This window comes from Streptomyces sp. NPDC093109 (assembly GCF_040701725.1).
GTDB lineage: Bacteria > Actinomycetota > Actinomycetes > Streptomycetales > Streptomycetaceae > Streptomyces.
On sequence record NZ_JBFBEZ010000002.1, the window covers coordinates 262,152 to 275,515 of the forward strand.

A 13,364-nucleotide genomic window follows, 5' to 3' on the forward strand; every position below is an offset into this window, starting at 1 on the left:
TGCAGATATGAAGGAGTAACACCATGCCGAAGCCCGCCAAGGGCGCCCGTCTGGGCGGCAGCGCTGCGCACGAGAAGCTGCTTCTCGCGAACCTCGCGAAGTCGCTCTTCGAGCACGGCCGCATCACCACCACCGAGGCGAAGGCCCGCCGCGTGCGTCCCATCGCCGAGCGGTTCATCACCAAGGCGAAGAAGGGCGACATCCACAACCGTCGCCTGGTGCTGGAGTCGATCACGGACAAGAGCGTCGTCCACACGCTCTTCACCGAGATCGCCCCCCGGTACGAGAACCGCCCCGGTGGTTACACCCGTATCACCAAGATCGGCAACCGTCGTGGCGACAACGCCCCGATGGCGGTCATCGAGCTGGTCGAGGCGCTGACCGTGGCGCAGGAGGCCACCGGTGAGGCCGAGGCCGCGACGAAGCGCGCGGTCAAGGAAGACGCCCTCAAGAAGGACGAGGCTCCGGCCGAGACCGTCGAGGACGCCAAGCCCGCGGCCGTCGAGGCCGAGGCGGAGTCCAAGGACGCCTGAGCGCGTTCACGCGACTGACGGACGGGTCCGCTCCCTCATGGGGAGCGGGCCCGTTTTTCTTTGATGCTCGAAGATGCTCGAAGATGCTCGAACTGAGGGGAGTGACCGCGGGTGAGTGCGGACGTTGAGGGCGCTGTGACGGTCGAGGGGCCGGCGGCCGGGCAGGTGCGGGTGCGGCTGGATCTGTCGTACGACGGCAAGGAGTTCTCCGGCTGGGCCAAGCAGAAGACCCGGCGGACCGTACAGGGCGAGATCGAGGACGCGCTGCGTACGGTGACGCGCTCGTCGCGTACGTACGAGCTGACCGTCGCCGGGCGTACCGACGCGGGCGTGCACGCGCGCGGGCAGGTCGCGCATGTGGATCTGCCGGCGGAGGTCTGGGCGGAGCACGCCGAGAGGCTGCTCAGGCGGCTCGCAGGGCGCCTCCCGCACGATGTACGGGTGTGGAGCGTGGCTGAGGCGCCGACGGGCTTCAACGCGCGTTTCTCGGCGATCTGGCGGCGTTACGCGTACCGGGTGACCGATCACCCCGGCGGGGTCGACCCGCTGCTGCGCGGCCATGTGCTCTGGCACGACTGGGAGTTGGACGTCGACGCCATGAACGAGGCGTCGGCCGGGCTGCTCGGCGAGCACGATTTCGCGGCGTACTGCAAGCGGCGCGAGGGGGCGACGACGATCCGTACGCTCCAGCGGCTGGAGTGGGAGCGCGGGGCGGACGGCGTCGTGACCGCCACCGTTCGGGCCGATGCCTTCTGCCACAACATGGTGCGCTCGCTGGTCGGTGCGCTGCTGTTCGTGGGGGACGGGCACCGGCCCGTGGGGTGGCCGGCGAAGGTGCTCGCGGCGGGCGTACGCGACTCTGCGGTGCATGTCGTACGGCCGCACGGGCTGACGCTGGAGGAAGTCGGTTACCCGGCAGACGAGTTGCTCGGTGCGCGCAATCTTCAGGCACGTAACAAGCGGACGCTGGGCGGGATTCCGGTGGACGGTTGCTGCTGAGCGGAACGGATCCTTCGCGGGGTTCCGGGTTCCGGGCTCCGGGTTCCGGGTCTCCGGTCTTCGGGCTCCGGTTTACGGGTCCACGGGTCTGGTGGCCGCCGCCGACGCCTGCGCCTGGCCGCGGGCCAGGATCTGCTGGAACGTGAACTCCGCGACATCGTCACCGGCGGTGAAGACGTCCTTGTCCGCGGTGGTCACGTTCTGGCCGCTGACGAAGCCGCCGACCGTGAAGTACACGTACCTGCCGTAGGAGTTGGCGGTCTTGCGGCAGACCGAAGGGGCCCGGCAGAAGGTGGGGACGCCCGCTCCGGAGAGCGACGCGATCCCGCCCTCGGCCTGCGCCTTGGCCTTGAGGGCCTGCGCCTCCTTCTCGAAGACCGCCACCCCCACGGTCACGGCGACCCCGTCCTTGCGGAAGGTGGCGCGGATGACCTGGTCGCAGCTGTTCGAGGCGAGGATGGAGCCGAGCGCGCCCTGTGCGGCGGCTGCGCAGTTGGTCGTCGTCGTGGTGGCGCCCTTCTGGTAGGAGCGGTCCGCGAGGGTCAACTTGGCGCCGGGGAACAGGGATTCGGCGGTGAGTGGCGCCTGGTCCTTGTCGGCGCTGGAGACGTAGTCCTTCGGATTCGGCGGCGGCGGTGGCGCGACCGAGGAGAAGTTCGGCTCCGGCTCGGCGCTCTCCGAAGGCAGTTCGGCGACCGCGGGCAGTTTGCTCGCCGCGCGGTCCGAGGCGTTGGCGTCCGGGTTGCCCACGGACACGACGCTGGTCGCGACGAGCGCGGCTATCGCGCCGGTCGCGAAGACACCGCCGCCGACGAGCAGCCAGCGCCTGCGGCGGCTGCGCGCGGCGGAGGCGTCGGCGAGCGCGCCCCAGTCCGGGGTGCTCTTGCCGTACCCGTCCTCGCCGTCGTGCCGGTTCACCGAGCCGAACCGGTTGGACGGTCCGAACGGGTCCCGCGCGTACGGCTCTTGTGCCGCGTACGGCTCTCTTGCCGGGTATGGGTCCTGCTGGTTCTGCCGTTCCTGACGGCCTTGTGTGAATGGGTCCTGCGCGAATGGATCTTGAGTGAACGGATCTTGCGCGTACGGTTTCCGCGCATAAGAGTCCGGTGCGTAAGAGTCCTGCGCGTACGGGTCGGCCGCTCCGTAGGGAGCCGGCGTTCCGTGTGGGTCCTGCGATGCGTACGGGTCCTGTGATCCATGCGGGTTCTGTCCCGGTGAACCGGAGTCACCCCAGGAGGCCCCCCCTTGCCCAAAGCTCATGCCGGGAGTTTAAGCCCGGACGCGCGTGCGGTCGCCCCGTGAGCGGAACGGGAATCCGGAAAGTGATTGGGCCGTTGGGACGAATGCACGGACAATGCGGGGCATGGGACATCTAGAGGCCGCGCATTTGGAGTATTACCTCCCCGACGGACGGGTGCTTCTCGGCGATGCGTCGTTCCGCGTCGCGGAGGGCAGCGTCGTCGCGCTCGTCGGAGCCAATGGCGCGGGCAAGACCACACTGCTGCGACTGATCAGCGGGGAGCTCCAGCCGCACGGCGGGACGGTGAACGTCAGTGGCGGGCTCGGTGTGATGTCGCAGTTCGTGGGGTCGGTACGGGACGAGCGCACCGTGCGTGACCTGCTGGTCTCCGTCGCTCAGCCGCGTATCCGCGAGGCCGCCGCCGCCGTCGACGAGGCCGAGCACGCGATCATGACGGTGGACGACGAGGCCGCCCAGATGGCTTACGCGCAGGCGCTGAGCGACTGGGCGGAGGCGCGCGGGTACGAGGCCGAGACGGTCTGGGACATCTGCACCATGGCCGCGCTGGGTGTCCCGTACGACACGGCGCAGTTCCGCGCGCTGCGCACGCTGAGCGGCGGCGAGCAGAAGCGGCTGGTGCTTGAGGCGCTGCTGCGCGGGCCCGACGAGGTACTGCTGCTGGACGAGCCGGACAACTATCTGGACGTACCGGGCAAGCGGTGGCTGGAGGAGCGGCTGCGGGAGACCCGTAAGACCGTGCTCTTCATCTCCCACGACCGGGAGCTGCTGGCGCGGGCCGCCGAGAAGATCGTCAGCGTGGAGCCGGGGCCCGCGGGCTCGGACGTCTGGGTGCACGGCGCCGGGTTCGACACGTACCACGAGGCGCGGCGCGAGCGGTTCGCCCGGTTCGAGGAGCTGAAGCGGCGCTGGGAGGAGAAGCACGCGCAGCTCAAGCGGCTGGTGGTCAATCTGCGGCAGGCCGCCTCGGTCAGCCACGAGATGGCGTCCCGGTACTCGGCGGCGCAGACGCGGCTGCGGAAGTTCGAGGAGGCGGGCCCGCCGCCTGAGCCGCCGCGCGAGCAGGAGATCACCATGCGGCTGCGTGGCGGCCGTACCGGCGTACGGGCGGTGACCTGCGAGAACCTGGAGCTGACCGGGCTGATGAAGCCCTTCTCGCTGGAGATCTTCTACGGCGAGCGGGTGGCGGTCCTCGGCTCGAACGGCTCCGGCAAGTCGCACTTCCTGCGGCTGCTGGCGGGGGAGGACGTACGGCACACCGGGACGTGGAAGCTGGGCGCGCGGGTGGTGCCCGGCCACTTCGCGCAGACCCACGCCCACCCCGAGCTGCTGGGGCGCGCGCTGGTCGACATCCTGTGGACGGAGCACGCGAAGGACCGGGGCGGCGCGATGAGCGTGCTGCGGCGGTACGAGCTGGAGCGCCAGGGCGACCAGCCGTTCGAGCGGCTCTCGGGCGGGCAGCAGGCGCGCTTCCAGATCCTGCTGCTTGAGCTGCGCGGGACGACGGCGCTGCTGCTGGACGAGCCGACGGACAACCTGGACCTGGAGTCGGCGGAGGCGCTCCAGGAGGGCCTTGAGGCGTACGAGGGGACGGTGCTGGCGGTGACGCACGACCGGTGGTTCGCTCGTACGTTCGATCGGTATCTGGTCTTCGGGTCGGACGGGGTCGTACGGGAGACGTCGGAGCCGGTGTGGGACGAGCGGCGGGTGGAGCGGGCGCGGTAAGCGGGCGGGGTGAGCAGGGGCGGTAAGTGGGCGCGGTTCGCGGTGGCGCGGGCTTCCCTTCCGGGGGTCGTTTCGTCGCCCCGGGACCTCGTTTTGACCCGTACGGGGGCACGACGGTATTCTTCTGGTTCGTTATGCGTATTGGCTTGGTCGTTCTCACGCGAGGGGCCCTTACGCCGGTCCACCGGGCCGATGGACAGCGGTAGGTACACGGGTTGCGTCCCCGGCGTACCACCAGGGCTGTCGTGATCGACCGGGTGGCCTTGTCAGGACTCCACTCTCTGAAGAAGCGAAGGCATACGACCGTGCGTACGTACAGCCCCAAGCCCGGCGATGTGACGCGCCAGTGGCACATCATCGACGCGCAGGACATCGTCCTGGGCCGTCTGGCGACCACCGCCGCCAACCTTCTGCGCGGTAAGCACAAGGCGATCTACGCGCCCCACGTCGACACCGGTGACTTCGTCATCATCGTCAACGCGGACAAGGTGCACCTGTCCGGCAACAAGAAGACCCAGAAGATGGCGTACCGCCACTCCGGTTACCCGGGTGGTCTGCGCTCCGTCCGTTACGACGAGCTGCTCGCCAAGAACCCCGAGAAGGCCGTCGAAAAGGCCATCAAGGGCATGATCCCCAAGAACACCCTGGGCCGTCAGATGCTTTCGAAGCTGAAGGTCTACTCGGGCGACCAGCACCCGCACGCTGCCCAGCAGCCGGTGCCGTTCGAGATCACCCAGGTCGCGCAGTAATTCCGGCCACCCCCAAAGACGAAAAGAAATCTGAGGAGCATCGTGGCCGAGACCACTGTTGAGACCCCCGTCGAAGGCGCTGAGGTCGAGGAGACCTTTGACGCCGTGACGACCTTCGAGTCGGAGGTGCCCGTCGAGGGCGAGTACACCTCCGAGTCGCTGGCGGGCCGCTTCGGCGACCCGCAGCCGGCCGCCGGCCTGGGCCGCCGCAAGAACGCCATCGCCCGCGTCCGGATCGTCCCGGGCACCGGCAAGTGGAAGATCAACGGTCGCACCCTTGAGGACTACTTCCCCAACAAGGTGCACCAGCAGGCTGTCAACGAGCCCTTCAAGGTGCTTGAGCTCGACAACCGCTACGACGTCGTCGCCCGCATCTCGGGTGGTGGCGTCTCCGGCCAGGCCGGCGCGCTGCGTCTCGGTGTGGCCCGCTCGCTGAACGAGGCGGACGTGGACAACAACCGCGCCACGCTGAAGAAGGCCGGCTTCCTGAGCCGCGACGACCGTGCGGTCGAGCGCAAGAAGGCCGGTCTCAAGAAGGCCCGCAAGGCGCCGCAGTACAGCAAGCGTTAATCGCTCACGGGTCCGAACGTCGCCCGCGCGTCCGCGAGACTCGCACGTCACTCGCACGTCACGACTGTTTCAGGCCCGGCCTTACGGCATTCGAACGCCCCGGCGGCACTCCGTGCTGCCGGGGCATTCGTTTTCCTGCTTATGCGGGCGTATAACAGGATCACAGGCTCATCGGACACTTAGTCAGTTTGGCGAGCGAGCCTCCTGCGTCGACATGTGTTGGCATCCGTCGACTCGTGTTGGCATAAGTTCGCATGGGTTTGCATTTTCGGAGCATTTTCGGAGTTTCGCGCGCGGGCGGGTAGCGGCCCGCGCGTTTCTCGGAGGGAGAGCTGTGGGACGACTCTTCGGCACGGACGGCGTGCGCGGTGTCGCCAATGCCGATCTGACGGCTGAGCTGGCGCTCGGGCTGTCGGTGGCGGCGGCGCATGTGCTCGGCGAAGTGGGGACGTTCGAGGGGCATCGGCCCACGGCGGTGGTCGGGCGCGATCCGCGCGCGTCCGGCGAGTTCCTGGAGGCCGCGGTCGTGGCGGGCCTCGCGAGCGCGGGCGTGGACGTCCTGCGCGTCGGTGTGCTGCCCACCCCCGCGGTGGCGTATCTCACCGGTGTGCTGGGCGCCGACCTCGGCGTGATGCTCTCCGCGAGCCACAACGCCATGCCCGACAACGGCATCAAGTTCTTCGCGCGCGGCGGCCACAAGCTCGCCGACGATCTTGAGGACCGGATCGAGAAGACCTACGACGAACACCGCACCGGCGAGCCGTGGGCGCGGCCGACCGGCGGGGGCGTCGGCCGGATCCGTACGTACGACGAGGGCTTCGACCAGTACGTCGCGCATCTGATCGCCGTACTGCCGAACCGGCTCGACGGCCTCAAGGTCGTCCTCGACGAGGCGCACGGCGCGGCGGCCCGGGTCTCCCCGGAGGCGTTCGCGCGCGCGGGCGCCGAAGTCATCACGATCGGCGCCGAGCCGGACGGCCTGAACATCAACGACGGCTGCGGCTCCACCCACCTCGGGCTGCTCAAGGCCGCGGTCGTCGAGCACGGCGCGGACTTCGGCATCGCCCACGACGGCGACGCGGACCGCTGCCTCGCCGTGGACGGCACGGGCGCGGAGGTCGACGGCGACCAGATCCTCGCGGTGCTCGCGCTGGCGATGCGCGAGGCGGGCACGCTGCGCGGCGACGCGGTGGTCGGGACGGTCATGTCCAACCTCGGCTTCAAGATGGCGATGGAGCGCGAGGGCATCCACCTGGTGGAGACCGCGGTGGGCGACCGGTACGTCCTGGAGTCCATGAAGGAGCACGGCTACGCCCTCGGCGGCGAGCAGTCGGGCCACGTCATCGTCCTCGACCACGCCACCACCGGCGACGGCACGCTGACCGGCCTGATGCTGGCGGCCCGCGTCGCCGCGACCGGCCGCACGCTGGCCGACCTGGCCGGCATCATGGACCGGCTGCCGCAGGTCCTCGTCAACGTCCCCGACGTCGACAAGTCGCGGGTCAAGACCTCGGCCGAGCTGGCCACGGCGGTCTCGGAGGCCGAACGCGACCTGGGCACCACGGGCCGCGTCCTGCTCCGCCCCTCGGGCACGGAGCCGCTCGTACGGGTCATGGTCGAGGCCGCGGACATCGACCAGGCGCGCGCGGTGGCGGGTCGGCTGGCGGACGCGGTGAAGGTGGCGCTGGGCTGAGGCCCGGCCCCGCGTACGTCACGTACGCGGGTACTTCACGTACTTCACGTACTTGACGTACGCGGGATGGCGGAGCAGTCTTGAGGGAAACCGCGAGGAGGCCCCGCCATGTCAGCAGTGCATTACGAGAGCTACACCGAGGCGCGTACACACCTCAAGGAACTGCTTGACGCGGCAGGCGAGGGCCGGGTGGCCACAGTACGGCGCGACACCGGCCGTGCCGCTGTGGTGGACGTGGAACGGCTTCGCCACTATCTGTCACTGGTCTGCCCGTCGAAAGCGGAAGCTGTCGCCGAATCCGGAGGCTGGTCGATCTTCCTGCCGGGGCTCCCCGTCTCGGCGGACGGAGCGACCTTCGACGAGGCCGTACAGGAAATGGTCGACGCGCTGCGCGAGTATGCCGAGGACTGGCAGGACCGGCTCCGCACCGCTCCCAATCATCAGGACGGCTGGGGCCTTGTGCAGCTGGTCGCGCTGAGCGATGACCAGCAGCTGGCCGACTGGCTGGTCGGAGCGGGCCGGTGAATCAGTCGGTGAATCAGTCGGTGAGTCGGCCACGGCCGGACCGCGAGCGGCACGAGCGGTTCTGCCGCATCGAGCAGTGGGAGCGGGTCCGGGACGCGCGCGGACGCACTGGCACGCATCACGTCACCTACGAGCTGACGCTGTATGACGGCCGGATCCTGCGCACGCGGATTTCCCATCCGGTGGACCGCACGGTCTACGGTGCCGCGATCTGGGGACACATCCTCCGTGACCAACTCGACGTGTCCGAAGGCGAATTCTGGGATTGCGTGGTCGACGGCCTGCTGCCCGACCGGGGAGTCCCGCCCGTACCCAAGGAATCGCTCCCCGCGGACCTGGTGTATTTGCTGATTCACCGAGTCGGTCTGGCGGAGGCGACGGTGGCCGGGCTGGCCAAGGAAGAAGCGGTGGCCCGGCTCCATCAGTACTGGACGGAAGGCACCTGAGTCGGGTGGGCCTGGCGGTATCCCGTTGGAGGGTGTCACTAATGCCACTGGGAGGGGCGTCGGCGGCTGAATAGCGTCGTGGAGCGACACCGCTGTGACCGTCGACGGCGACACCCTGATCGGCGCGTCCGAGGCCGGGCGCCTCCCGGCCTCGAAGGTCACCGGCCGGGGCCGTTCCGGCCGGTGACCCCGTAGGCCAGGGATATGAGGAGGACGGCGGTCGTCAGGCTGGTCAGCACGGCCTCCAGCAGGAGCGTGCGGCGATTGGGGAGGCCGCGGTGGGGTGGCCGCCGGCGCCGGCGCGGGTGTGGGTGTGGGCGTCGGCCGATCACGTCGTACCGTCCGCGTGTGGTGTGCGGTGAGGCCCCGCGCAGTCGGGTGCGCAGACCCAGAGGCGGAAGAGCCGGCCGAGGTGGTGCACCTCGCCGAGTACGCGGCCGTCCATGCCGAGGCGGCGGGCGCAGCGGACGCAGTCGATGGCCATCTGCTGGCGAGGTGTGAGCCGGGTCAGGGGCGGGTGGGCCAAGGGTAGGTGGGTCACGGCTCACGGTCTTCGTGGCGCACTCGGCCCACACCAGCTTCCCCCAGCGCCTGAGGTCCGTACCCCACCGGTCCGCGAGGGCCTGGACGACGGCGAGGCCGCGTCCGTCCTCGGCGTCGTCGGGTGCGGTGCGGGGGGAGGGCTGCGTGCGGGAGTTGTCCGCTACGGCGACCCGTACGCGGTCGTGCTCGGGGTGCGAGACGACCACCCGGACCAGTCGACTGCCGCTGTGCTCAACGGAGTTGGCCAGCAGCTCCGACACGAGCAGCGTCGCGCTGTCCACGAGGCCGGGCAGCTCCCACGCGGTGCAGGCGGCGCTCACCAGGAGCCGCGCCCGGCGGGCCGACTCCGGCGCGCAGGGCAGCGTCTGGGTGTAGGCGGGCCGGCCGGTGGGGGAGGGGAGGGCGCCGTGCGCCTCCAGCGCGCTCAGTATGAACGGGCGGTGAGTGGAGGGGCGGTTGGAGCGTGCGGGGTCGGCCGGGTGGTGGAGGGGCATGGGGAACTCCAGCGGCTTTTCTGGGTTTTGGGCGCAGATCACCCGTAAGCGGTAACTTCAGCGATCGCTACCGTCGGTGACTGGGTGGTCGCTCAGCCAGATTGGGACGCGTTGTGCCTGCTTAGCAAGCCGAAGTGGGAATCCCCGATGGATTGGTATATGTGATCGAAGGGGCTAGCGACTCTCCGGAGGCCACTCGCGCTGCCAGACTCGACACAAGCACCGCAGCGCGGCAGGCTCTACCACTACGGAGGCACGCTCGTGGCAGCACCGACAGGACCAACGGTCCGGCGTATGCAACTCGGCTGGGAACTCAAAGAGTTGCGGGACAAGGCCGGTTTCACCCTTGCCCAGGCAACCGATGGGTTGACGTTTTCCTCGTCCAAGCTCCATCGCGTGGAGAACGGACTGACCGGTCTGCCGAAGGTCCAGGACTTGAAGGACCTGCTCGACCGCTACGGCGTGGTGGACGAGGAAGACGTGGCCTTCCTGGTGGACGTACACCGGGACTCGCTCAACCGGGGCTGGTGGTCCGTCTATCGCAGCGTTATGCCGTCCGGTATGAGCATGTTCATCGGGCTGGAGAGCGGCGCGCGTAGTGTCCGTGCCTGGCAACCGGACCTCGTCTACGGACTGCTCCAGACTGAGCGCTACGCGCGGGAGATGTTCCAGACGGCCAAGTCCGTCGAAGAGACGAACACCGAGTTCGTGGAGCGCCACACTCAGATCCGCATGCAGCGGAAAGAGGTGTTGACGCGCAAGCACGGTCCGTTGGAACTGTGGGCCATCTTGGACGAGGGTGCTCTGCGCCGAGTCATCGGCGGAGCGGATGTGATGCGGGAGCAGTACGAGGAGATTGTCGAACTCTCTCGCCTGGACAGCGTGACGGTTCAGATCCTGCCGTCGAACATCCCGACCTACCGCTGTAGCTACAACTTTGCGCTGCTGGACTTCGGCGCTCCGTTGCCCGCGGTGGTCCAATCCGACGCGGCTGATGGCTCGCGCCTCGGTGACAAGGACACGGAGATCTGGGGCTTCACCCGCAGATTCGACGCCCTGCGGGCCGGTGCTCTCGCCCCCGGTGAGACAGTGGCGTTCCTGCAACGACTATCACGAGAGATCTGACCCTCATGAATCAGCGAGCCACACCCCAACTCGTCTTCGAGGCAGCCTGGTTCAAGTCTTCGTACAGCTCGGAGAACGGTACCAACTGCCTGGAGGTGGCCGACCTCGCCGCCACCGGCCAGGTCGGCATCCGCGACTCCAAGCGCAAGACCGGCCCCGCCCTCGTCGTCCCGGCCGCCGCGTGGGCCGCGTTCGTCGGTGGCGTACGGCTTGAGGGCCCAACCACCGCGTAGCGGTGTGGAGGTGGGGCTGTCGGACCCCCGTGCCATTGTTCGTGGCATGACCTCGGCCAAGGACTCAGACGATTTCGTGGGCGCCACGGATGCCGTTGACGCCTTGTTGCGGCAGTGCGTGGATCACATCAACCGCAATCGCGAGACGTGCGCGCTCAAACCGGAATGGTTCGCCTACGTAGGGGAGTTGGCGCTGGAGGGAGAGGTCACCTGGTTCGGGATGGGGCGCGGCGGCTGGTATCACGGTGGACTGCCCGCAGAACTGAGCAAGGCCCCGGTCTACGCGGGCTTCTACTGGCGGCGGGAGGACGGTAAGCCTCCGGTGGCGCGGGTCGGCATCGTCGTTGTGCCGTTGGCGGACCCCGCCCGTGTCGCGGCGGCTGTTTGGGGCGACGGATACAACGGCTACGAACCGGCCCCGCTGGACGGATACGCGGTCTTGTGCAGCGCCCCGTTCGATCCGAAGCGGGCCGGCGTGGAAGGCGCTGCGGCCCATCTCCGCAAGGCCAAGTCCGTTATCGCGGTGGGCGACGGTGAGGGGCGCCGAGCCAACTATGCCGAGATCGTCACCGATCCGGACCGCGGCGGCAACGCCCTGTTCTTTCCTGTCGAGGGGGAGGAGAGGGACGGCTACTCAGCGGTGGAGCCGGACGGAACCGTTGTCTGTCTCGCCTTCATCGACTACGACTACGACTTCGATTAGGGAGTGAGGGAGTGGCTGATATGCCGCGTGGTGTGCGGCTGGCCGCCCATGGCGCCGTGTTTACGGGCCTTGACCAGGAGGACGTGGACTTCCTGGTGGAGATCCACCGTGACTCGCTCAACCGGGGTGGGGGTGGGTGGTGGGTGGCGCGGGTTGTTGGGTATGGGGCCGCCCCTCCTGCTGTGAGTGTCGCGTCTCCGGGACAGGTGTAAAGGGCGCTCCTGCGTCGCGTCGGCTGCGCCGATTTCGCTTCGCTCACCCTTGACTCCTGTCCCGGAGTCGCAAGTGCGGCTTATCGGGAGGGGCGGCCGGGTGGGAGGGGGTTGCCCGGGGGACCGGCCGGGCTGCCGCTCGGTTCGGGGTCCTCGGGCGGGTGGGCCCTGCGGGGCTGCGCGGCAGAGGAGAGGGGCGGTCCGACACCGGCTCGGCGGCCAACGGTCCGTTGCCGGTTGCGACACATGCCCCGCTGGTGACCGTGGAGTGGGGGCAGGGTCTGCTGGGACTCGTGTGGCGTGGGCTCCCGGAGGCGGTCTTTGCCTCCAGAAGGGCGTCTAACGCACCTGAGGACACATGTGCCGTCCGGAGAGACTCCCAATCGCCCGCCAAATCACCCCATATGGGACAGATCGGCGGGTGGTGGAGTGCTTGATCCCGACGACTGCGACGCTGTAGCCGTCTGCCGTGCCCGAAGTGGCTCCAACGTCGCACTCCCCGCCCCGGGCACCGCCCGGAGACCCCGGACCGGCCCCAAGACCCCGACCGGACAGCAGGCACCGCCCACCTCCCGGGCACCACAACGCAACGGTGACCAGCGGGGCATGGGTGCCGGCCAACCGGCGGCCGTCAGCCGCCGAGACGAGCCCGGCAGCCCCATGCCACTGCCGCGCAGCCCCGCAGGGTCCACCGGGCCGCCGGACCCTGAGCCGACCGGTAGTACCGGGCACCCCTTGGGCCCCCTCCCCCCGGCCGCCCCCCCTCATCCGCACACGCGCCGGAAGGGGAGGTGTCAAGGGTGTAGCGAAGCGTAATCGGCGCAGCCGACGCGACGTAGGAGCGCCCTTTACACCTCCCCTGGAGGCGCGACACTGGCAAAAGGAGGGGGCGGCCCCACGCTGCGCCACCTCGCTGGCTCTGCTAGCGGCTCTGCTAGCGGCTCTGCTAGCGGCTCCCGCCGGGTGAGACGGACGTGTTCTGGAACAACTATGGGGAGGGATCTGGCGTATGAGTCACCACACTGCACCTGAAGTAGCCTCCGAGCAGGCATGGTTCAAGTCCTCGTACGACCGGTCCCGCCCTCGTCGTCCCCGCTGTCGCCTGGACCGCGTTCGTTGCGTCCTCCACATGGCGTACGGGTTGAGGTACGGGTTGAGGTGCCCGTTCGACGGGGGCGTTGTCGGTGATGGCGTCTGCCGCGCGAGGCCGACGGCCAGGAGGCGCTCATCGCTCCCAGACCACCGCGGTGACATCGGTCTTCAGTCGGCGATCCGAGAAGAGCAGGCTGCCCCCGCCGCCGCGGTTCTGAGGACTGTCCACCGGCAGCTGGATCAGGCCGCTGCCCACCCCGCTGCTGTGAGTCGTCGCGCCAACCGCCTTGACCTCACGGCCCTTGTTGATCATCGTGGTGTCGTAACCGGCATTGCCGGCCGCCAGAATGTTCGTGCTCGCGACGGCCGGAACGCTCAGTGCGCCTGTACCGGCAGCCGCCGTGGCGGTCAGCACCAACAGACGGCGGGCAACGCGCTTCGTGGACATCAATCATCCTTCCGGC

At 69.0% G+C, this 13,364-nt stretch carries 14 protein-coding genes and 1 pseudogene; 11 read left to right on the forward strand and 4 right to left on the reverse strand.

The features are described from left to right. Positions 1 to 23: 23 nt before the first annotated feature. Positions 24 to 533, forward strand: coding sequence for a 50S ribosomal protein L17 (rplQ, locus tag AB0389_RS03610; protein ID WP_114659648.1), 510 nt, complete (start codon positions 24 to 26; stop codon positions 531 to 533). 135 nt (positions 534 to 668) lie between these two features. Further along, positions 669 to 1,532: a tRNA pseudouridine(38-40) synthase TruA gene (gene truA, locus AB0389_RS03615; protein WP_366393768.1), complete on the forward strand. Its 864-nt coding sequence runs from the start codon at positions 669 to 671 to the stop codon at positions 1,530 to 1,532. Positions 1,533 to 1,604: 72 nt separating this feature from the next. Here the strand turns inward: truA and AB0389_RS03620 are convergent, their stop codons facing one another. Then, a complete protein-coding gene (locus AB0389_RS03620; protein WP_366393637.1) occupies positions 1,605 to 2,450 on the reverse strand; it encodes a hypothetical protein in 846 nt (281 codons plus the stop codon). 436 nt (positions 2,451 to 2,886) lie between these two features. Between AB0389_RS03620 and AB0389_RS03625 the strand changes: the two genes are divergently transcribed. The 6 genes from AB0389_RS03625 to AB0389_RS03650 all read left to right on the forward strand — a co-directional run bounded on the left by AB0389_RS03625 (position 2,887) and on the right by AB0389_RS03650 (position 8,498). Next, positions 2,887 to 4,515: an ATP-binding cassette domain-containing protein gene (locus tag AB0389_RS03625; RefSeq protein ID WP_366393638.1), complete on the forward strand. Its 1,629-nt coding sequence runs from the start codon at positions 2,887 to 2,889 to the stop codon at positions 4,513 to 4,515. Between the two features lie 305 nt (positions 4,516 to 4,820). Continuing rightward, positions 4,821 to 5,264 (forward strand): 50S ribosomal protein L13, encoded by a 444-nt coding sequence (gene rplM / locus AB0389_RS03630; RefSeq protein ID WP_114659644.1) that lies wholly within the window; start codon positions 4,821 to 4,823, stop codon positions 5,262 to 5,264. Between the two features lie 42 nt (positions 5,265 to 5,306). Continuing rightward, positions 5,307 to 5,834 (forward strand): 30S ribosomal protein S9, encoded by a 528-nt coding sequence (gene rpsI / locus AB0389_RS03635; RefSeq protein WP_366393639.1) that lies wholly within the window; start codon positions 5,307 to 5,309, stop codon positions 5,832 to 5,834. 334 nt (positions 5,835 to 6,168) lie between these two features. Further along, a complete protein-coding gene (gene glmM, locus AB0389_RS03640) occupies positions 6,169 to 7,527 on the forward strand; it encodes a phosphoglucosamine mutase (RefSeq protein ID WP_366393640.1) in 1,359 nt (452 codons plus the stop codon). Between the two features lie 108 nt (positions 7,528 to 7,635). Next, positions 7,636 to 8,052, forward strand: a complete 417-nt coding sequence (locus AB0389_RS03645; protein WP_366393641.1) for a prevent-host-death protein — start codon at positions 7,636 to 7,638, stop codon at positions 8,050 to 8,052. Next, complete coding sequence (locus AB0389_RS03650; protein WP_366393642.1) at positions 8,049 to 8,498, forward strand: cytotoxic translational repressor of toxin-antitoxin stability system; 450 nt, start codon at positions 8,049 to 8,051, stop codon at positions 8,496 to 8,498. Before AB0389_RS03645 ends, AB0389_RS03650 begins: the two co-directional genes overlap by 4 nt. Before the next feature lie 328 nt (positions 8,499 to 8,826). Here the strand turns inward: AB0389_RS03650 and AB0389_RS03655 are convergent, their stop codons facing one another. Beyond that, the gene (locus tag AB0389_RS03655) at positions 8,827 to 9,024 is read right to left on the reverse strand and encodes a hypothetical protein (RefSeq protein WP_366393784.1); all 198 of its coding nucleotides are present in this window, start codon (positions 9,022 to 9,024) and stop codon (positions 8,827 to 8,829) included. Between the two features lie 121 nt (positions 9,025 to 9,145). After that, positions 9,146 to 9,535: pseudogene (locus tag AB0389_RS03660) on the reverse strand (ATP-binding protein); the annotation flags it as partial. 261 nt (positions 9,536 to 9,796) lie between these two features. On the opposite strand from AB0389_RS03660, the gene AB0389_RS03665 reads away from it, so the two are divergent. From AB0389_RS03665 to AB0389_RS03675, 3 genes are read left to right on the forward strand one after another with little or no spacing between them, the layout of a single operon-like run. Next, on the forward strand, positions 9,797 to 10,660 hold the full coding sequence (locus tag AB0389_RS03665) for a helix-turn-helix transcriptional regulator (protein WP_366393643.1): 864 nt from the start codon (positions 9,797 to 9,799) through the stop codon (positions 10,658 to 10,660). Positions 10,661 to 10,665: 5 nt separating this feature from the next. Further along, entirely contained in the window at positions 10,666 to 10,893 is a 228-nt protein-coding gene (locus tag AB0389_RS03670; RefSeq protein ID WP_366393644.1) for a DUF397 domain-containing protein, read from the forward strand. A gap of 46 nt (positions 10,894 to 10,939) precedes the next feature. Further along, a complete protein-coding gene (locus AB0389_RS03675; RefSeq protein WP_366393645.1) occupies positions 10,940 to 11,596 on the forward strand; it encodes a hypothetical protein in 657 nt (218 codons plus the stop codon). A gap of 1,437 nt (positions 11,597 to 13,033) precedes the next feature. Here AB0389_RS03675 and AB0389_RS03680 read toward each other — a convergent pair. Next, positions 13,034 to 13,348, reverse strand: a complete 315-nt coding sequence (locus AB0389_RS03680; protein WP_366393646.1) for a hypothetical protein — start codon at positions 13,346 to 13,348, stop codon at positions 13,034 to 13,036. Between the last annotated feature and the right edge of the window lie 16 nt (positions 13,349 to 13,364).